16 protein-coding genes are annotated in these 18,861 nt (G+C 65.7%); 12 read left to right on the top strand and 4 right to left on the bottom strand.

The window, feature by feature from the left end; all coding sequences use genetic code 11:
* Positions 1-72: 72 nt before the first annotated feature.
* The gene (locus tag KLP40_RS17165) at positions 73-2,748 is read right to left on the bottom strand and encodes a TonB-dependent receptor (RefSeq protein ID WP_246558969.1); all 2,676 of its coding nucleotides are present in this window, start codon (positions 2,746-2,748) and stop codon (positions 73-75) included.
* Between the two features lie 144 nt (positions 2,749-2,892).
* On the bottom strand, positions 2,893-3,252 hold the full coding sequence (locus KLP40_RS17160) for a winged helix-turn-helix domain-containing protein (protein WP_246558968.1): 360 nt from the start codon (positions 3,250-3,252) through the stop codon (positions 2,893-2,895).
* 399 nt (positions 3,253-3,651) lie between these two features.
* Between KLP40_RS17160 and KLP40_RS17155 the strand changes: the two genes are divergently transcribed.
* The 4 genes from KLP40_RS17155 (at position 3,652) to KLP40_RS17140 (ending at position 6,222) form a co-directional block, all read left to right on the top strand.
* Positions 3,652-3,978: a hypothetical protein gene (locus tag KLP40_RS17155; protein WP_215595053.1), complete on the top strand. Its 327-nt coding sequence runs from the start codon at positions 3,652-3,654 to the stop codon at positions 3,976-3,978.
* 28 nt (positions 3,979-4,006) lie between these two features.
* Complete coding sequence (locus KLP40_RS17150; protein WP_215595052.1) at positions 4,007-5,029, top strand: replication initiation protein; 1,023 nt, start codon at positions 4,007-4,009, stop codon at positions 5,027-5,029.
* Between the two features lie 127 nt (positions 5,030-5,156).
* Positions 5,157-5,726 (top strand): TetR/AcrR family transcriptional regulator, encoded by a 570-nt coding sequence (locus tag KLP40_RS17145; RefSeq protein WP_215595051.1) that lies wholly within the window; start codon positions 5,157-5,159, stop codon positions 5,724-5,726.
* A 55-nt stretch (positions 5,727-5,781) separates the two neighbouring features.
* On the top strand, positions 5,782-6,222 hold the full coding sequence (locus tag KLP40_RS17140) for a hypothetical protein (protein ID WP_215595050.1): 441 nt from the start codon (positions 5,782-5,784) through the stop codon (positions 6,220-6,222).
* Positions 6,223-6,260: 38 nt separating this feature from the next.
* Here the strand turns inward: KLP40_RS17140 and KLP40_RS17135 are convergent, their stop codons facing one another.
* Both KLP40_RS17135 and KLP40_RS17130 read right to left on the bottom strand, forming a co-directional pair.
* Complete coding sequence (locus KLP40_RS17135; RefSeq protein ID WP_215595049.1) at positions 6,261-6,638, bottom strand: cupredoxin domain-containing protein; 378 nt, start codon at positions 6,636-6,638, stop codon at positions 6,261-6,263.
* A gap of 6 nt (positions 6,639-6,644) precedes the next feature.
* Entirely contained in the window at positions 6,645-8,918 is a 2,274-nt protein-coding gene (locus KLP40_RS17130; protein ID WP_215595048.1) for a heavy metal translocating P-type ATPase, read from the bottom strand.
* Positions 8,919-9,316: 398 nt separating this feature from the next.
* On the opposite strand from KLP40_RS17130, the gene KLP40_RS17125 reads away from it, so the two are divergent.
* From KLP40_RS17125 to KLP40_RS17095, 8 genes are all read left to right on the top strand, one after another.
* Positions 9,317-9,772, top strand: coding sequence for a hypothetical protein (locus KLP40_RS17125; RefSeq protein WP_215595047.1), 456 nt, complete (start codon positions 9,317-9,319; stop codon positions 9,770-9,772).
* A 308-nt stretch (positions 9,773-10,080) separates the two neighbouring features.
* Positions 10,081-11,028 (top strand): heavy metal-binding domain-containing protein, encoded by a 948-nt coding sequence (locus tag KLP40_RS17120; RefSeq protein WP_215595046.1) that lies wholly within the window; start codon positions 10,081-10,083, stop codon positions 11,026-11,028.
* 132 nt (positions 11,029-11,160) lie between these two features.
* On the top strand, positions 11,161-11,868 hold the full coding sequence (locus KLP40_RS17115; protein WP_215595045.1) for a DUF305 domain-containing protein: 708 nt from the start codon (positions 11,161-11,163) through the stop codon (positions 11,866-11,868).
* Between the two features lie 194 nt (positions 11,869-12,062).
* The gene (locus tag KLP40_RS21300; RefSeq protein WP_246558976.1) at positions 12,063-12,140 is read left to right on the top strand and encodes a heavy metal-binding domain-containing protein; all 78 of its coding nucleotides are present in this window, start codon (positions 12,063-12,065) and stop codon (positions 12,138-12,140) included.
* 69 nt (positions 12,141-12,209) lie between these two features.
* A complete protein-coding gene (locus KLP40_RS17110; RefSeq protein ID WP_215595044.1) occupies positions 12,210-13,451 on the top strand; it encodes a TolC family protein in 1,242 nt (413 codons plus the stop codon).
* Between the two features lies 1 nt (position 13,452).
* Positions 13,453-14,064: a hypothetical protein gene (locus tag KLP40_RS17105; protein ID WP_215595043.1), complete on the top strand. Its 612-nt coding sequence runs from the start codon at positions 13,453-13,455 to the stop codon at positions 14,062-14,064.
* Positions 14,048-15,193 carry an efflux RND transporter periplasmic adaptor subunit gene (locus KLP40_RS17100; RefSeq protein WP_215595042.1) on the top strand — a complete coding sequence of 382 codons (1,146 nt, stop codon included), beginning with the start codon at positions 14,048-14,050 and terminating at the stop codon, positions 15,191-15,193. The genes KLP40_RS17105 and KLP40_RS17100 overlap by 17 nt, the downstream gene beginning before the upstream one ends.
* Positions 15,194-15,337: 144 nt before the next feature.
* Positions 15,338-18,637 carry an efflux RND transporter permease subunit gene (locus KLP40_RS17095; RefSeq protein WP_215595041.1) on the top strand — a complete coding sequence of 1,100 codons (3,300 nt, stop codon included), beginning with the start codon at positions 15,338-15,340 and terminating at the stop codon, positions 18,635-18,637.
* The last annotated feature ends 224 nt before the right edge of the window (positions 18,638-18,861 follow it).

Below are 18,861 nucleotides of genomic sequence, written 5' to 3'. Positions count from 1 at the left end.
GCAGATTAAGCGCCGGCCCCCGGCCCCGCCCGGATGGAAAGCAGACGGGCCCGCCAGTGCCCCTGCCAGCGTTTACAGGCCGTAGGTCAGGGTCAGGTAGTAGAGCCCGCCCACGCTCGGGCCGCCCAGGTAGGAGACGTAGTAGCGGTTGAGTACGTTGCTGGCCCCCAGCTTGAGGCGCAGCTGCGCGGCCGGGATATGGTAGCTGAGCTGGGCGTCGAGCGTGCAGTAGGCGGGCACCGTGCCCGTCACCAGAAACGTCTGCGAGAAGTAGCTTTGCTGATGGCGGTAGTTGAGGCCGAAGCCGACGTTCGGCACCACGTTTTCGTTGGTCACGCTCAGGTTCCAGGCCCAGCGCGGGGTGTTGAAGCCGTCCTCCAGCCCGTCGCCGTTCTGGGGGCGGCGCAGGCGGGTGTAGGTGGTATTGGCCCCCAGCAGGTAGCCGCGGCCCAGCTCGTAGCGCGCCCCGGCCGAGCCGCCGTAGTTGCGCACCCGGCTCTTGGAGTTGGTCCAGAGGCGGTAGCGGGCCTGGCCGGCGCGGGCGTTGAGCGCGGTAGCCACCGTGTTCAGGTCGGCGCCCACCAGCGGCTCCCCGGTGGCCGACTGGGGCACGTAGGCCTCCACCTGGGCGATGAAGTCGCGGTAGGCGTTGTAGTAGAAGTCCACGTCGAGCAGCAGCCGGCCCTGGGGCAGCACGGCCGCCTTGTAGCCCGCTTCCAGCGAGCGGATATACTCCGGCTTGAGATAAGTATAGGCGTTTTTCACCAGCCGGCCCTGGTTGGCGGCAATGGCCTGCCGGCGCTTCTCGGCGGCAGGCTCGGCGGTGGTACTGGCGTTGACGGCCGCCGTCACGGCCGCGTTGAAGGCGTCGATGCTGGTGCGCAGGTAGCTGTTTTCAAACACGCCGTCCGACATCACCCGCAGCCCGCCGATGCGCCTGACCTGCCCGCTGTTCACGTTGCTGAAGCCCTCGAACAAACTCGCAAAGCGGTAGCCGCTCTGGTAGCTGAGGCGGAAGTTCTGCTGCCGGGTGGGCGAAAACACGGCCGTCAGGCGCGGGTTGAGCTTCACGGCGAAGTAGTCGTTCTTGTCGGCGCGCAGCGTGGCCGTCAGCCGCAGCCGGTCGGCCAGCAAACGCCCGCCGGCCTGCACGAAGCCGCCGGTTTTGCCGTAGGTCAGCTTGTCCCGCAGCGGGTCCCGGCCCGGCTCGGGGTTGATGAAGTAGTTGCCGTCGGGCACAACCACGTAGGTGCGGTGGTCGGCTCCCGCCAGCAGATCCAGACCCGCCGGCAGGTGGCCGCCCCGCCGCCGCCAGGCTTCGGCCAGGTTCACCTGCAGCTCGGCGTGCAGCAGGTCGGCCTGCACACGCAGGGCCGCGCCCTGGTCCCAGTTGTTGATGTCCTGCAGCTGGCTCAGCCGCTCCCGGAAGGCGGGCGTACCCGGTTGCAGGCGGCCGGCATCGGCCGCCAGGCGGGCCGTAGCGTGGGCTGTGGCCACCGGCTGGCCGGCGGCCACGGCCGCGTTCCAGGCGGCGGTGTACTGCGCGTTCCAGGCGGCATCGGGCCGGAAGCTGCGGTCCAGGTTTTCACCCATGGAGCGCAGGTTATAGCTTTTGCCCGTGTTTTCCAGCGTGGCATACGCGCGAGCCTGCACTACGGGCGTGGTCAGCGTGAGGGCGTGCTGCTGCAGGCCATAGTCCTGCAGGCGGAAGCGGTTAGAGCGCTGGTATACGTTGTCGAAGCCGGCCACCCGGTAGGTGTAGGCCAGCTCCACGCCGGGCCGGAAGCGGTAGTGCAGGGCCGCGTCGGCTTTCAGGCTCTTGATGGTGTAGTCCACCAGGTCGCGCTCGTCGTAGCCGGTGCGGGCCACCACGTACTGCCGGCCGCCCAGCGTGAGCGTACTGCGGTTCGACGACTCGGTGCCGTAGCGGCTGACCGGGTCGCGGGCCGGGTTGTCGGCCCCCAGCAGGCCGGTGGTGGCGTTGCCTTGGGCAAACAGGTCAGTCTGGTCGTTGGCCACCCAGTCGTAGGCGCGCAGGTAGCTGCCATTCACCTTAAAAGCCAGCCGGTCGGGCACCAGCACCTGGGCGTAGCGCACGCTGGATTCGGAGAACAGGTGCCCGGCAATGCCGTCCGGGCCGGCCGCACCCACGTTGGGGTCCTGCAGGTGGTTGAGGCCGGTTTGCTGGCGTACGCTCAGTCCCGTAAACCGGAACGGACTTCTGGTCTGGAAGTTGGCTAGCCCGTTGATGGCGTTCAGACCGTAGAGCGCGGCCGCCGTGCCGGGTACCACCTCCACGCTCAGGATATCCAGGTCGCCGGGGCCGAGCACGTTGCCGATGGGACCGCCGATGTGCGGGGCCTGGTTATCAATGCCGTCCACGAGCTGGGCGAAGCGCACGTTGGTGGTGTTGGCGAAGCCGCGGGCGTTGATGACTTTGAAGCCCAGGCTGGGGGCCAGCACCTGCACGCCCTTCAGGTGCTCGATGGCCTCGAAAAACGAGGGCGCCGGCGTCAGGCGCAGGGCCCGGGCGTTGAGCTTCTCCACCGTCACCGGCGACTGCAGGAAGCTCTCCTCCACCCGCGAGGCCGTTACCACCACTTCCGTCAGGGTAGTGCGCGCGGTATCCGCCGGGGCCGGACGACGGGAGGGCAGCGGAGCGGAGCTTTGCGCGGCCACAGCGTGGGCCAGAGCCAGGGTAATGATTCCGGTGGCCATCTGCGCCCTGAAGCGTAAAAAATGGGGCATATGCTTAGGCGAAAAGCGGTGTCGGGTGGCCGAAAGACGGGCAAAGGGAGGGGCCACCGGAAACGGTGCGGGCCGCTTCGGACCCAGGGTTATATCCGGACAAATATAACGACCTGGCCGGCTTCTGCCCGCACTCGGCCAATCTCAGCCATTAAGCCGGGCTGTTTCGGCGGCCAGAAAGGCCTGGAAACGGGCCTGCAGGGCCTGGAACTCGGCTACTACCTGCTGCCCGGCGGGCGTCAGTGACGCCCCACCCCCGCGCTTGCCGCCGGTCTGAGTTTGGACCAGGGGCGTGCGCACCTGCGCATTCATCGAAGCCACCAGGTCCCAGGCGCGCTTGTAGGACATCTGCATGGCTTTAGCGGCCTGCGAGATGGAGCCCAGGACGGCAATGTGCTCGAGCAGCTGCAGACGGCCCACGCCCATAAACCGGTCGGTGGGGCCTTCCAGCCACAGCCGGCCATCGAAGCGGAATGGCACGTCGGCCAGCAACAGCTCTTTCATAGGGCGCATTTGAGAGGGGTTTAGCAGCGGAGAACCGTAAAGTAGCGTCATTTTGCGGAGCGCGGCCTCCTCCGGGCCGTCGGCGCCGGCCGGGCGGCCCGGAGGAGGCCGCGCTCCGGCCCGGGCAGCCAGTGGCTGAACGGGGCTGAGTGCCCGGCTGACTGCCGGCTGTTTCAACGAAGCGGGCCGGAAGGGCTGGCAAGCGCCCGGTGTAATTTCTTCCGTAGTTCCCCGGAAAGTTGGAGGTTGCACCACACCAGGGGTGTAGCCTGCCAGGTATCCTGAAAAACCGGCTTTTTAAGCCCCCAAACAGAAAAAAAATCAGAGCCCCTTTTCTGATTTTCTATTCTTCTATTTCTTCTTTCTTCTATACACCATAACTACTTGATAATCAATTTTTTGAATCGTTTAAATACGGAAGAAATTACACCGTGCTACGGAAGAAACTACACCCAACTACGGAAGAAACTACACCCAACTACGGAAGAAATTACACCCATCTACGGAAGAAACTACACCACCTACGGAAGAAACTACACCATCTACGGAAGGAATTACACCGACTACGGAAGAAACTACACCATCTACGGAAGAAACTACACCCACCCCGGCAACTACGGAAGAAACTACACCCGCCCGGACAACTACGGAAGAAATTACACCCGCCTGCCTTACCTGCCGGACTGCCGGGCCGGCACTACGGAAGATTATAAGAAATTTCCGTAGTTTAGGCGAGCCTTATTTTACCTTCCTCATGGAACCCTCCCTCTATCCTCAGGCCCGGCAGGCCAATATTCTGGTCCGGTCCCCTTTAAAGCTCACCCACATGGAGGCGCGCATTATTGCCCTGGCGCTGGGCTGCATCCATTCCAAGTCGCTGGAGTTGCCGCAGATCCGGATTCCCATGAAGCGCATTATTCCCAAGGCCAAATCCGGCCCGGTGTACGAGCAGATTGATGCGGCCTGCAAAACGCTGATGGGAAAGGTGGTGAGTATTGCCCGTACCAACTCCCGGGGCAAGATGAACATCAAAAACTACGGCATCATCAGCTTCATGGAAATTGATGAGGGAACGGGGTACGTAACGGGCAACTTTGCGCCCGAGATAAAGCCGTTTCTGCTTGAGCTGGCCAGTGAGTACACCACCGTAGAGATTGAGACCATACTCACACTCAAGAGCGCCCACGCGCACCGGCTCTACTGGGTGCTCACCAGCTGGGATGACGTGGGCAGCTGGGAAGTGGAGATTGACGCGCTGCGCGAGCAGATGGTGGGCACGGACGACACGGCGTACACCATTTTCTACGATTTCAAGCGCTACGTGCTGGAGCCCGCCATTAAGGAGCTCCACGACATCGGCTGGATGGTGGGCTGGGAGCCGATCAAAGCCGGGCGCAAGGTCAGCAAGATCCTCTTTACCATCCCCAAGCACATTATCCCCGGAAACGGGCAGGACGCGTCCATCATCGACATCACGCCCCCGGGCCGGCCGAAGCAGAAGGCCTCGGATCAGCTGACTCTGGGCATTATTGCGGAAATGCCCACGCTGCACCAGCGCATTATTGCCCGGCTGCAGAAGCTGCAGGTGTCCGATGCGCAGATCCGGACCGTGCTCGAGTACCTGGGCGATGATGAGGCCAGCTTCACGAAGCTGCTCAAGTCCACGCACCAGCTGCTGGTCAACTACGAAACCAAGTCCAAGGTATTCGACAACATTGGCGGCACGACGGTAAACCACCTCAAAACTGAATTCGCCGGTCTGTTCACCAGGCTCTGATCCTGGGCCACCGGGCCAGGGCCACCAAAGTCCTGCGCTGCCAGGCTTAGCGGAAAACAGAAGAGCCGGCTCCGGTACTTCCCGGCCCGCAGCCCCCGGGGCCGCAGCAAAGCATTATGCCTGACGCATGAAAGAAGACCCCACGGCCATCTGGCTGCAAGCGGGCTACGACCTGTTTGCCGCCACCGGCCCCGCCGGCCTGAAAGTGGAAGTGCTGGCCCGCAGGGTGGGCATCAGCAAGTCCTCGTTTTACCACCATTTCGCCGATTTGGAAGTGTTCATCGGGCAGCTGCTGCGCTGCCACGTCGGGCGGGCGCGGCAGCTGGCCCGGCGCGAGGCGGCGTGCGGCAGCCTCGACCCCGAGCTGATTACCGTGCTGCTCGAGCACCGCACCGACCTGCTGTTTCAGCGGCAGCTGCGGGTGCACCGCCGCCACGGCCCCTATGCCGAGTGCCTGGCCGAAGCCTCGGGGCCGGCAGCCGAGGCGTTTCTGGCCCTCTGGGCCCGGGAGCTGCCTTCGCACCTGGCGCCCCACCTGCTGGGCGGCGTGTTTCAGCTGGCCCTGGAAAACTTCTACCTGCAGCTAACCGAGGCCACGCTTACCCGCGAGTGGCTTTCGGCCTACTTCGGCCAGCTCACGCAACTGGTGCGCGCGCTCAGCGCGGGCGGGGCGCCGGCTCTGGACGGTGGCGGCTAAAATCCGCGCCGGCGGGGCCTTACCTATGCGGCGGATTCACCAATTCAGCCTCATTATGCCGCACCCGTCCTACTTCAGCTCGCACACATTTCACCGGTTCTGGCTTAAGATTACCGCCCTGGTGGTCGGCTCGTTCGGGCCGGTCTTTACGCTGGGCACGCGGGCGGCCACGGCCGGCCCCGCCCGCTTTACGCTGGACCTGCTGAGCTGGCCGCTGGACGGCAGCGCCCCCTTCGCCGCCCCCGACATGCGCTTTCTGTCGGCCCTGACGGGTGGGTTTCTGGCCGGCTGGGGCGTGATGATCTGGCTGCTGGCCGGCCGCGTCTACGACCAGGCCCCCGAAGACGTGCGTAAAGCCGTGCTCGGGGGCCTGCTCACCTGGTTTGTGCTGGACAGCGCCGGCTCGGTGGCCTCCGGCAACCCGGTCAACGCGGGCATCAACGTGCTGGTGCTGCTGCTGGCCGTGGGTCCGCTCTGGCGGCCGGCCCGCGTCTGAGCGCGGCGGGCCGGCCGCCAGAGCAGCGGGGCCGGCACTCATTTCACCACGAGGCGGCCGCGCAGCATGCCCATGCCGCAGGTGAACTCATACGTGCCCGCCTGCCGGGGCAGCAGCTCTACCAGCGTGGTCTGGAAAGCGGGCAGGTCGCGGCGGATGCCGAAGTCGGGCAGCAGCAGCTCCTCGGAGCAGGAGTTTTCCTCGTCGCGGTAGAAGCGCAGCTGCACGGGCCGGCCGCGCTCCACCTCAATCAGGTCGGGCGAGTAGCCGCCCTTCACGGTAATGGCCACCTGCTGCCCGCCGCTGGCGGTGGAAACGGCGCTGGCCGCCGGGCGGGCAGACAGGAAGAAGTACCAGACTACCAGGGCGGCCAGGGCCAGCCCCGCCAGGGTCACGATGATTGCAGTAAGGTCCATGGGTGGTTAGTTTTTGGCCGGAGAGAAGCCGCGCAGGCGCAGCGAGTTGGAGAGCACCGATACCGAGCTCAGGGCCATGGCCCCGGCCGCCAGCATGGGCGAAAGCAGGATGCCGAAGAAGGGGTACAGCAGCCCGGCGGCCACGGGAATGCCCAGCGTGTTATAGACGAAGGCGAAAAACAGGTTCTGCCGGATGATGCGAATCGTCTGGCGCGAGAGCTCAATGGCCGTCACCACGCCCTGCAGGTCGGAGCGCATGAGCGTGATGCCGGCCGCTTCCAGGGCCACGTCGGTGCCGCCGCCCATGGCCAGCCCGATATCAGCCTGGGCCAGGGCCGGCGCGTCGTTGATGCCGTCGCCCACCATGGCCACCACGCGGCCCTCGGCCTGCAGCTCCTTTACCTTGCCGGCCTTATCGGCCGGCAGCACCTCGGCGAAGTAGCGCGTGATGCCCACCTGGCCGGCCACCTGGGCGGCGGTCAGGGGGTTGTCGCCGGTCATCATTACCACCTCCAGGCCCATGCGCTGCAGGCGCCGGATGGCGGCGGCTGACGTGTCGCGCACGGTATCGGCCACGCCCAGCACGCCGACGGCCTGGCCGGCCACGGCCACGTAAAGCACCGTTTGGGCCTGGGCCAGCAGGGCGTCGGCGGCCTGGCGCACGGCCGGGGGCAGCGTGATGCCGGCCTCATCGAGCAGGCGGAAATTGCCGATGAGTACGGGCTGACCATCTACTACCGCCTGCGCGCCTTTCCCTTCGAGGGCCTGAAAACCCGTGGCCGGAAGCTGGGTGGCGCCCCGGGCGTCGGCGTAGCGCACCACGGCCTCGGCCAGGGGGTGCTCACTCTGGCGCTCCACGGCGGCCACCACCTGCAGCAGGGCGGCGGCGTCCTGGCCGGGGGCGGGCACGAAGTCGGTGACGGCGGGCTCGCCGCGGGTGATGGTGCCGGTTTTGTCGAGCAGCACGGTGTTTACCTGGTGGGCTTTTTCCAGGGCCTCGGCGCTGCGGATGAGCACGCCATGCTCGGCTCCTTTGCCGGTGCCCACCATGATGGCCGTGGGCGTGGCCAGGCCCAGCGCGCAGGGGCAGGCAATGATGAGCACGGCCACAAAGCTGACCAGGGCCAGCGGCAGGCGGCTTTCCACCGGGGCCAGGTCAAACCAGAGCACGAACGTGAGGATGGCAATGACGACGACCGTGGGCACGAACACGGCACTCACCTTATCGGCCAGCCGTTGGATGGGCGCGCGGCTGCCCTGGGCGTCTTCCACCAGCTTCACAATCTGGGAAAGCAGGGTGTCGGCGCCTATTTTGGTTACGCGGAAGCGGAAGGAGCCGGTTTTGTTGAGCGTGGCCCCGAACACTTGGTCGCCGGCGCGCTTTTCCACCGGCAGGCTTTCGCCGGTGAGCATGGCCTCGTCCACGGCCGAGTGGCCTTCCTCGATCAGGCCGTCGGTGGCCACCTTCTCGCCCGGCCGCACCAGCACAATGTCGTTGAGCTGCACCTGCCCGATGGGCACGTCCACTTCCTGGCCGTCGGGGCGCACCACGCGGGCGGTTTTGGCCTGCAGGCCCATCAGGGCCTTGATGGCGGCCGAGGTCCGGGTTTTGGCCCGCAGCTCCAGCAGCTTGCCCAGCAGAATCAGGGCAATGATGGTGGCGGTGGTATCGTAGTACACCTCGGGCATGAGGCCCTGGCGCGTAAACCAGCCCGGCACCACCGTGGCGGCCAGGCTGTAGAGGAAGGCCGCGCCGGTGCCCACGGCAATGAGCGTGTCCATGTTGGCGGCCCGGTGCCGGAAGCCGTTCCAGGCCGAAACGTAGAACTCGCGCCCGCTGTAGAGCAGTACCGGCAGCGTGAGCACGAGCAGGCCGTAGTTAAGTGCCTGCATATTGACGCGCTGCATAGCCGCCGGCCAGAGCATGAGCATGCTCAGCGGCATGATGAGCAGGGCCAGGCCCGCGGCCACCCAGAAGCGGCGCCTGAGCGTGCGGTAGGCCCGGGCCTTCTGCTGGTCGATGGCCGCCTGCCGGTCGGCGGCCGAAGTGTCGGGGGCGCGCTCCAGCACGCCGTAGCCGGCCTTTACCACCGCTTCTTTCAGCGTGGCGGGGCTGGCCTCGGCGGGCAGGTAGTCGATGGTGGCTTTTTCGGTGGCAAAGTTGACCACGGCCCGCTGCACGCCCGGCGTGCGGGCCAGCGACTTCTCGACAAACGACGCGCAGGAGGCGCAGGTCATGCCTTCAATGTCGAGGGTTTCGGTTCTGGTGGCTGGTTCCATAAGTGTTGGTAGAAGGAGGCGCCGGCGCCGGCCGGCGGTTTTGGCCGGCCGGCACCCGTATGCCCGCTGCAAAGGAACGACGCTCCGGCCCCGTAACTGGTACGGAATCCAACCGGAAACATGCATAATTCGCACCGGGCACGGCCGCTCCGCCCTACACAATCCGGCCGCCGACTTGCATAATTTCGCCGGCCGGCGGTGCGGCGGCGTGGGCGGCACCGGCCGAAAACCCCTGCCGGGCAGCGCAGGCCGGCTTTTGCCGAATGCCCGGCGGCAGCGGCAGACCAATAGCAAAACCCTCAGGGGGAAATGCCAGTAAATAGCAGGTCTGCATTTTTCGCGCAGCTGGCTAGTTTTGCAGTTGCTTAGCGCCCCGTATGTTCCGTAGCCTGTTCCCATTGCGCCGTTTGCTGGCGACGAGCTTCCTGCTCGTCTTCGTCAACGTGTTCGTGGGCCAGTGCTACTGCGCGAGCCTGAAGGCGGCTCCCGCAGCCCCCAACGTAACCGGGTTGGCCGCGGCCCGGCCCGCCCATCCCGGCTGCCCCGGCCACGCCACAATGTCGGCCCCTGCGAAGCCGGCGAAAGCCTGCCACGGCCCGGCCGGTTCCCATCCGGCCGGCAAGCACGACTGCTGCAAAGACAAATCGGCGGCCCTGCTCAAGTCGCTGGCCGCGCCCGGCGAAAAGCCCCTGCTCACGCCCGCGCCGGCCCTGCTGCCCGTCAGCCACGACTTCTTTTTCCGGCCGGCCGCCGGCGCCTGGGACCGCACGCGCGCGGTGGTCCTGGTGCCGGCCGGGCACCTGCCGCCCAAAATCCCCGACATCCGGATCTTCATTCAGTCCCTGACGATCTGATTGACTGACGCACTCCAGGCTCGCCCCGGTATAGCACTGCTATGGCCGGCGGCGAGCCTTTGCGTGTGCCTGTCTGTGGGCTGCCCAGGTGCCCCCGCCGGCCTTTTTTTGCCCGATTCAGGTGCCCGGGCCGCAGTAGCCCGCACCGTCGGCTGGTTCCTTTCCCTCTGGTCGGAAACGATTTGCCGCCCGTTATGCGGGCCGGCCGGCCACCAGCGTTGCTGCCTGCTCGGGCCGTTACTCCAGGCGCAGATTCCCGCTCAGCTGCTTTGCGGCGGGCCGGCTGCTCAACCCCCAACTTTTTTTGTATGTCCCGTTTACCACTTTTCCTGCTGGCCGTGGCCAGCCTGCTGGCCACGGCCGGCTGCTCCTCCGATTCGGCCTCCAGTAGCGCCACCAACACCGTAGAGACGCCCGCCAACGGCCCGGCCGAAGGTACCGCCGACCACGCCGGCGGCCACATCTACGCCTGCCCCATGCACCCCGAAGTGACCAGCACCCAGGACGGCGAGAAGTGCCCCAAGTGCGGCATGAAGCTGGAGCACAACGACCAGGCCGGCAACGGCAAATCCTACACCATGCAGCTCGTGCCCACGCCCATGCAGGTCACGGCCGGGCAGCCCGTCACGCTGGCCTTTACGCCCCGCGAATCCGGCAACGAGGCGGTGCCCGTGCCCCTGGCCGTGGTCCACGAGAAGAAGATGCACCTCATCATCGTCAGCAAGGATCTGGGCCAGTTCTACCACGAACACCCCGAGTACACGGCCGCCGGCGACTACAAAGTGCAGTACACCTTCCCCAAGGGCGGCGACTACGTGCTGTTTCAGGACTACACGCCCACCGGCGCGGGCCACCAGCTGGGCCGCCAGCCGCTCACGGTGGCCGGCCCGAAGTACGCGCCCGTCCGGTTCAAAAACGACGACATGCAGTGGGAAAAGGACGGCTACCAGGCCATGCTTTCCTTCGATAAAGACCTGAAAGTGGGCCAGCTGCTGGGCATGAAAATCAGCATCAGCAAGGGTGGCCAGCCGGTAACCGACCTGGACAACTACCTCGGGGCCCTGGGTCACGTGGTGGTTATCAGCGAGGATACCCAGAACTATCTGCACGTGCACCCCAACGAGCAGGCCGACAAAGGCCCCAACATTGGCTTCAATACCAACTTCGAGAAGCCCGGCCTCTACCGCGTATTCCTGCAGTTCAACCACGCGGGTAAAATCCACACCGGCGACTTCACTATCAACGTGAAGGCCTAACCCCCATTTTCACTTGAGTTGTCAGCTGCTCGTTGTCAGCTATTCGTTGTCAGTCAGGTCTTTGCAAAGTGTTTGACTGACAACGAATAACTGACAACGAGCAGCTGATAACCCGCTACTTCGACCAAAGCCATGAATATCTCCGCCTTTCTGTTCGCCGCCCTCTGCGCCGGCTCCCTGCTGACCACCAGCTGCAACAACGATAAAGCCGCTGACACCACGGCCACGACCACCGAAACCCCTGCCGCCGACGGGGCGCACGACATGGCCGCTATGGACCACGGCAGCGCGAGTGCGGCCGGTAGCTCGCCGCAGCTGGTGGCCATGAACGAGATGATGCAGAAAATGCACGCCACCAAACCCAAGGGCAACACCGACCACGACTTTGCCCACCACATGCTCGAGCACCACAAGGGCGCGGTAGCCATGGCCGACATCCAGCTGCGCGACGGCAAAGACGCCACCATGCGCCGCATGGCCGAGCAGATCAAGGCCGACCAGCAACGGGAAATTGCCGAGCTGGAAGCCGCCGCCACCCGCCTCGACAACGCCCCCACCAACTACCAGCCCAACGACCCGGCCGACCCCTTCACCAGCAAAATGAAGGCCTCCATGGACGGCATGATGCAGAATATGCCCAAGCCGGTAGCCGACCCCGACATGAACTTCAACATGCTCATGACCGTGCACCACCAGAGCGCCGTGGACATGGCCAAGGCCGAGCTGGCCCACGGCAAAGACACCCGGCTCAAAGAGTTGGCGCAGATGATGGTGGACGCGCAGGAAAAGGAAATCAAGCAGCTCCAGGCCTGGCATCAGCAGAACGCCGATAAGATGTAAGCCCCACTGAGAAGCCGGCCGCCCCGCCGCCTGGCGGCGTGTCTGGCTTTTCTGCACCTGCTCCAGCAGGAGTTTTTCCCGTTCTCGCTGCCGCCCTGTTGCTGGCCGCCGCGGCCCCGCTCAGCGCCCGTTTTGAAAAGCTGGATGTGGGGACAAAAGCCGGCAAAGCCGTTACCGCGGCGTATGCCTGCCCCATGAACTGCGAAAACTCAGCCAGCACTAACCCTGGCAGTTGCCCGAAGTGCGGCATGGCCCTCGTGAAAAAGTCGTAGGCGGGTGCCGTTCGGGCCGCTGGCTGCGGCAACCGCGGGCCATTTCCCGGCTGATTTTAACCTGATTGTATGAAGTTCCTGAACGTAAGAAGCGGGCTTTGCGGGCTGCTGACGCTGGTGCCGCTGCTGCTTTGCGCCGGCGCGGTGCGGGCCCAGACCGTCGTCAGCCTGGACAGCGCCGAGGCCCAGACCCTGCGCCGCCACCCCCGTCTGCGGCAGTCAACGCAGGAAATTGAGGAGCAGCGCGCCCTGAAGCGGGGCTCCTTCGCGCCGGCCAACCCGGATTTCCTGTTCTCGGCTCCTACGGGCGAGATGTGGGCCCCGGGCGTGGTGCAAACCCTCGATTTGCCCAACGTGTACCGGCGGCAGCGGCAGGTGGCCGAAGCTGGTATCACGCTGGCCGAGCGCAACCGCGACGTGAGCCGGGCCAGCGTACTGCGCGACACCCGTCTGGCCTACCTGAGCCTGCAGTTTGCCGAGGCCCAGGTGCGCCAGCTCACCTACCAGGACAGCTTGTTTCAAGGGCTACGTCTGGCCACCGAGCGCCTGTTTGCGGCCGGCGAGGTCACCTCTTTGCAGCGCATCAGCACCGACGCCGAAGCCCGGCAGGTGACCGTGCTGCTGCAGCAGGCCCGGGCCGACCAACGGGCGGCCCAGCGCCGCCTGGGGCTGCTGCTGGGTCGCCCCGCCGAGGCCCTGGCCACCAGCACCGACCTGAGCCGCACCGGCCAGGAGCTGGCCCAAGCCGGCACGGTGCTGCTCAGTAGCCTGCCCGCCGACGACAGCACGGCCCTGACGGGCAGCCCCACGCTGGCCGCCGCCACCCAGAGCGTGGCGTTGAGCCAGTCGGGCATCAGCCTGGTGCGGGCGCGGCGCACGCCGGCCCTCACGGTGGGCTACCAGAACCAGGCGTTTGAGAACTCGGCCCTGCGCTACCGCTTTCAGTTTGGCGTGTCGCTGCCCGTGTGGTTCTGGACCTACCGCTCCCAGCTGCAGGCGGCCACGGCCCGCGCCCGGGCCGCCGGCTACCAGCTGCAGAGCCAGCGTCTGGAGCTGAGCACCCAGTACGAGCAGGCCCTGGCCGATACGCGCAAGTTTGCGGTTTCGCTGGCCTACTACGAGCAGACCGGCCTGCCCCAGTCGCGGGCCATCATCAGCCAGTCGCAGCGCCTGTTCCGGGCCGGCGAGGCCAGCTACCTGCAGCTCATTCTGAGTCTGAACCAGGCCTTTGCCATTCAGAATACCTACCTGACCACCATCCGCGACTACCGCCAGGCGTTGGTCGAGCTTACTTACCTGCGGGGTGAATAACATGAAACAGCTACTTTTTCTGCTCCTGGGTTTGCTGCTGACCGGCGCGGCCCACGCCCACGGCGGCGAAGACCACGGCGACGGGCCCAAGGCCGCCACGCCGGCCGGGGCCACCTCCTTTTCCGTGGCGGCCCTTTCCGAGCAGTTCGAAGTGCTGCTGCGCTACGAGCCCCTGGAAGGCGGCCAGCCCGCCGACCTGCGCCTGTTCCTCTCCGATTACGCCACCAACGCCCCCATCAAGGGTGCCAAACTCACGCTCACCAACCCCGAAGACGCCGCGCTGAAATGGGTTGTAACCGAGCAGGAGCCGGGCATCTACCTGGTTGAAGGAGAGTTTCCGGCCAACAAACCCTACAGCTTCGCCCTCAACATCGTGGCCGGGGAGCGGGCCGATCTGGTGCTGCTCGAGGGCATTAAGGTCGGTGAGAAGCTGCCCGTAGCCGAGGCGCCGCCCGCCGCCGCCGCCGGACTCTTTTCGTCCTGGCAAACTATTGCCGCCCTGCTCGGGGCCTTCGGGCTGGGCATCGGCCTGACGGTTCTGCTGCTGCGCCGCCGCCGGCCGGCCGCGCCCGTTTCCACCTCCACTCCCACTGCCCATGAAAACCACGCCTAAACTTCTGGCCGCCACGGTCGCCGCCGCCCTGGGGCTGGCCCTGCTGCTGCCCCCTCCCGGCCGGGTGCAGGCCCACGGCGGCGAAGACCACGGCGGCGAGGCCAAAGCCAGCACCGGCGTGGCCCTCACCGACGAAGTGCTGCTGCCCAAGGAAAGTCAGTTTCTGTTCGAGGTGCGCACCCAGCTGGCAGCCTACTCCACCACCTACAGCCGGGCTACCCTCTACGGCACGGTGTCGGCCGCGGCCGGGGGCGAGGGCCGGGTGGTGGTGCCCCAGACCGGGCGCATCGTGAGCCTGAGCGCGCGGGTGGGCCAGCCGGTGCGGGCCGGGCAGACGCTGGCCGTGCTGGAGCAAACCCTCGACGCCACCCAGCAAATCGGCCTCAGCACCGAGCGCGCCAACGCCCAGGCCGAGCTGCGCGCCGCCCAGCAGGACTACGCCCGCCTGCAAACCATTGCCGACATTGCCGCCCGCAAAGACGTCATAGCCGCCGAGCTGCGCCTGCGCCAGGCCCGCCAGAACGCGGCCATTTACAACGGGCAGGCCCGGCAGCGGCGCGTGAGCATCACCTCACCCGTGAGCGGCACCGTGGACGTGTTCAACCTGGCCGTGGGCCAGCAGGTCAATCAGGGCGACGAGCTGTTTCGCGTCATCAACCCCGGCAAGCTGCGCGTGGAAGCCCAGGTGTTTGCCCGGGATCTGGCCAAAATCACGCCCGGGGCGCAGTTTCGGGTGGAAGGCCTGCAGGGGCAGGCGGGCGTGCCGGCCCGGCTGGTGGTGTTCAGCAACGTGGTAAACCCCGTGAACCAGGCCCGGCAGCTGGTGCTGGAGCTGGATGCCCCCGAAGGCAGCGCCTACCGCGCCGGCCAGGCCGTGAACGTGCAGGTGCTGGGCCCGGCCGGCAACGGCAAGCCCCAGCTGGTGGTGCCCACCGCAGCCATTACCGACCTCAACGGCAAGCCGGTGGTGTTTGTGCACACCGCGCCCGAGCACTTCCGGATTCGTTACGTGCAGCCGGGGGCCGTGAACGGGCAGCAAACCGTGCTGGCCGAGGGCCAGGTCAACGAAAACGACAGGGTGGTCACCCAGGGCACTTACCAGCTCAAATCCATCTACCTGAACCAATGAGCTTTTAGCTTTTAGCTGATGGCTATGAGCTGTTGGCTTTTTTCTGACCGGCAGCTAACCGCCAGTGGCTGTCAGCCATCAGCTAATGACTGCTTTGAACAGAAGCTAACAGCCAACCGCTGTCAGCTAACAGCTTAAAATAACATGCTCGATAAAATCATTCGCTTTGCCCTGCAGAACCGGCTGCTGATGCTGGCCTTCGCCGTGGGGCTGGTCATGGCCGGCCTGTACACAGCCCGGCAGCTGCCGGTGGACGTGCTGCCCGACCTGGACCGTCCCCGCGTGACCGTGTTTCTGGAAGCGCCCGGCATGGCCCCCGAGGAAGTGGAAGCCCTGGTGACGCTGCCCGTGGAAACGGCCCTGAACGGGGCCACCGGCGTGTCGGCGGTGCGCTCCAACTCGGCCATCGGGCTGGGTATGGTGTTCGTGGAGTTCGACTACGGCACCGACATCTTCACGGCCCGCCAGATTGTGAGCGAGAAGCTGCAAACCACCGGCGAGCAGCTGCCGCAGGGCATCACGCCGGTGCTGGGCCCGATTTCCTCGGTGATGGGCCAGATCATGCTGGTGGGGCTGTCTACTTCAAGTAGTAATGAGCAATTAGCAATTAACAGTAAGCAGTCGGTCAAAGCCGATTCGGCTGGCTCCCCCTCTCCACGGGAGAGGGGGCCGGGGGGTGAGGCCACCACTGCCGCCGACCTGCGCACGCTGGCCAACTACACCGTGCGCCAGCGCCTGCTCAGCATCCCCGGCGTGGCCCAGGTAATTCCCATCGGCGGCGACAACCTGCAGTACCAGGTGCTGCTGGACATGCCCCGCCTGAACGCCACCGGCCTCACCGTCAATCAGGTGGAAGACGCCCTGCGCCGCTCCAATCTGAACACCACCGGCAACTTCTTCGACCGCAATGGCTCGGAAGTGCTCATCCGCAACCTGGGCCGGTTGCGCTCGGTAGCCGACATCGAGAACATCATCGTGGGCTACCGCGCGCAGTCGCCGGTGCGGGTGGCCGACGTGGCCCGGGTGGAGTTCGGGGCCCGGTTCAAGCGCGGCGACGGCAGCGTGAACGGCCGCCCGGCCGTAATTCTGAGCATCGAAAAGCAGCCCGGCGCGGCCACCGTGGGCCTGACCGCAGCAGTGGAAAAGGCCCTGGTGGAGCTCCAGCCCTCGCTGCCGAAAGATGTGCAGGTGAATACGCGCCTGTTCAAGCAGTCGGAGTTCATTGAGTCGAGCATCAGCAACGTGGAGGAAGCCCTGCGCGACGGGGCCATTCTGGTGGTCATCGTGCTGTTTGCCTTCCTGCTGAACGTGCGCACCACGCTCATCTCGCTGGTGGCCATCCCGCTGTCGTTGCTCGTAACGGCCCTGGTGTTTCGCTTCGCGGGCATCTCCATTAATACCATGACGCTGGGCGGGCTGGCCATTGCCATCGGCGAGCTGGTGGACGACGCCATCGTGGACGTGGAAAACGTGTACCGGCGCCTGCGCGAAAACAAGCAGCGGCCTGACCCGCAGCCGGTATTGCGCGTCATCTACGCCGCGTCGTCGGAGGTGCGCAACTCCATCGTGTACGCCACCATCATCGTGGTGCTGGTGTTTTTGCCGCTATTTGCGCTGGAGGGCATGGAAGGCCGCATTTTTGCGCCCCTGGGCATTGCCTACATCACCAGCATCGTGGCCTCGCTGTTCGTGTCGCTCACCGTCACGCCGGTGCTGTGTTACTACCTGCTGCCGCGCATGAAGCAGATGGACCACCCCGAAACCGACGGCGGGCTGGTGCGCTGGCTGAAAAGGAAGGATACGCGCCTGCTCACCTGGGGCCTGCAGCGGCCCAAACTCGTGCTGACTACTACGGCGCTGCTCTTTGTGCTGGCCGCGGCCATGGTGCCCTTCTTCGGCACCGAGTTCCTGCCGCCGTTCAACGAAGGCTCCCTGACGGTCAACTTTTCGGCCCCGGCCGGCACCTCGCTCACCGAAAGCAACCGCCTGGGCACGCTGGGCGAGCAGCAGATGCTCAAAATTCCGGAGGTGGCCTACACGGCCCGCCGCACCGGCCGCGCCGAGCTCGACGAGCACGCCGAATCGGTGAACAACTCCGAGATTGAAGTAGCCTTCAAGACCGAGGAGGAACTGGAGAAAGAAGGCCGCACCCTGCGCAGCCGCGACGAAATCCTGGCCGACATGCGCCAGAAGCTCAGCCTGATTACGGGCGTGAACGTGAACATCGGCCAGCCCATTTCCCACCGCCTCGACCACCTGCTCTCGGGTGTGCGGGCCCAGGTGGCCATCAAGGTGTTCGGCAACGACTTGCTGGAATTGCGCCGCTACGCGGGCGAAATCCGCGCCGCCGCCGCCACGGTGCCCGGCGTGGTGGACCTGCAGGTGGAAAAGCAGGTGCAGATTCCGCAGCTGCTCATCCGGCCCCGCGACGAGGCCCTGCGCGCCTACGGCATGGGCCGGGGCGAAGTGGTGCGCGACTTGGAAACCCTGTTTCAGGGCGCCGTAGTGTCGCAGATGATCGACGGGCAGAAGCGCTTCGATCTGGTCGTGAAGCTGCCCGAAGCCCAGCGCAACGACCTGGAAGCCATCAGCCAGACCCGCATCGAGACGCCTGCCGGGGCCCTGATTCCGGTGAGTCAGGTAGCCGACGTGGTGTACGAGCCCGGCCCCAACACCATCAACCACGAAAACACCCAGCGCCGCATCACCATCTCCCTGAACGTGGCCGAGCGTGATCTGGGCTCCACGGTGCAGGAAATTCAGGCCAAGGTGCGGGCCCAGGTGAAGCTGCCGCCGGGCTACTACCTCACCTACGGGGGCCAGTTCGAGAGTCAGCAGTCGGCCTCGCAGAAGATTCTGTGGCTGAGTTTGTTTTCCCTGGCCGGCATCTTCCTGGTGTTGTTCTCGCACTTCAAATCCTGGCTGATGGTGGCCCAGATCATGCTCAACATTCCGCTGGCCCTCATCGGCTCGGTGGTGGCGGTGCTGCTTACGGGCGGCACGTTCAGCATTGCCTCGCTGGTGGGCTTCATCACCCTCACCGGCATTGCCTCGCGCAACGGCATCATGATGATTTCGCACTACATCCACCTGGTGGAGCACGAGGGCGAAAAGTTCGGCCTCCCCATGATTGTCCGCGGCTCGCTGGAACGCCTGGTGCCGGTGCTGATGACGGCCCTGGTGGCGGCCCTGGCTCTGGTGCCGCTCACGCTGGCCCAGGACGCGCCGGGCAAGGAAATCCTCTACCCGGTGGCCACCGTCATCCTCGGCGGCCTGCTCTCCTCCACCTTCCTCGACATCATCGTGACGCCCGTGGTGTTCTGGCTGGTGGGTGAAAAAGCCCTGGCCCAGTACTTTGCCGCGCACCGGGAAACCGGCGTTGATGACCACCCCCAGGAGCTGGACGCGGCCCCCCTGACCCCGCCGGCTGACGCCGGGCAGTAGGCTGCCTGCCTGGCACGCACGGCGCGTTTCACAGGCTGCGCAGCCTGCCCGCGTCCGTAAATCCGGCCGCCGCAAGTACGCGGCTCGGCAGCAGGAGGCTACTGTGCGTGAAGCCGCCTCCTGCAGTCAGGCTGGAGCAGCGAAGTACACCAGATGACAACGGCGCCCTACCGGGAGGGCGGCACCACCCGGCGGGAGGCAGGCAGAGCGGAGCCTCTCGAAAG

Source organism: Hymenobacter piscis (assembly GCF_018760735.1).
Classification (GTDB): Bacteria; Bacteroidota; Bacteroidia; order Cytophagales; family Hymenobacteraceae; genus Hymenobacter; species Hymenobacter piscis.
This window is presented reverse-complemented; position numbering and strand designations above follow the sequence as displayed.

Coding starts and splice junctions, on each gene's coding strand:
- KLP40_RS17145 (WP_215595051.1), top strand. CDS start 5,157: ATGAAAGAAGACCCCACGGCCATCTGGCTGCAAGCGGGCTACGACCTG.
- KLP40_RS17165 (WP_246558969.1), bottom strand. CDS start 2,748: ATGCCCCATTTTTTACGCTTCAGGGCGCAGATGGCCACCGGAATCATT.
- KLP40_RS17135 (WP_215595049.1), bottom strand. CDS start 6,638: ATGGACCTTACTGCAATCATCGTGACCCTGGCGGGGCTGGCCCTGGCC.
- KLP40_RS17150 (WP_215595052.1), top strand. CDS start 4,007: ATGGAACCCTCCCTCTATCCTCAGGCCCGGCAGGCCAATATTCTGGTC.
- KLP40_RS21300 (WP_246558976.1), top strand. CDS start 12,063: ATGAACTGCGAAAACTCAGCCAGCACTAACCCTGGCAGTTGCCCGAAG.
- KLP40_RS17115 (WP_215595045.1), top strand. CDS start 11,161: ATGAATATCTCCGCCTTTCTGTTCGCCGCCCTCTGCGCCGGCTCCCTG.
- KLP40_RS17110 (WP_215595044.1), top strand. CDS start 12,210: ATGAAGTTCCTGAACGTAAGAAGCGGGCTTTGCGGGCTGCTGACGCTG.
- KLP40_RS17160 (WP_246558968.1), bottom strand. CDS start 3,252: ATGAAAGAGCTGTTGCTGGCCGACGTGCCATTCCGCTTCGATGGCCGG.
- KLP40_RS17105 (WP_215595043.1), top strand. CDS start 13,453: ATGAAACAGCTACTTTTTCTGCTCCTGGGTTTGCTGCTGACCGGCGCG.
- KLP40_RS17140 (WP_215595050.1), top strand. CDS start 5,782: ATGCCGCACCCGTCCTACTTCAGCTCGCACACATTTCACCGGTTCTGG.
- KLP40_RS17120 (WP_215595046.1), top strand. CDS start 10,081: ATGTCCCGTTTACCACTTTTCCTGCTGGCCGTGGCCAGCCTGCTGGCC.
- KLP40_RS17100 (WP_215595042.1), top strand. CDS start 14,048: ATGAAAACCACGCCTAAACTTCTGGCCGCCACGGTCGCCGCCGCCCTG.
- KLP40_RS17095 (WP_215595041.1), top strand. CDS start 15,338: ATGCTCGATAAAATCATTCGCTTTGCCCTGCAGAACCGGCTGCTGATG.
- KLP40_RS17130 (WP_215595048.1), bottom strand. CDS start 8,918: ATGGAACCAGCCACCAGAACCGAAACCCTCGACATTGAAGGCATGACC.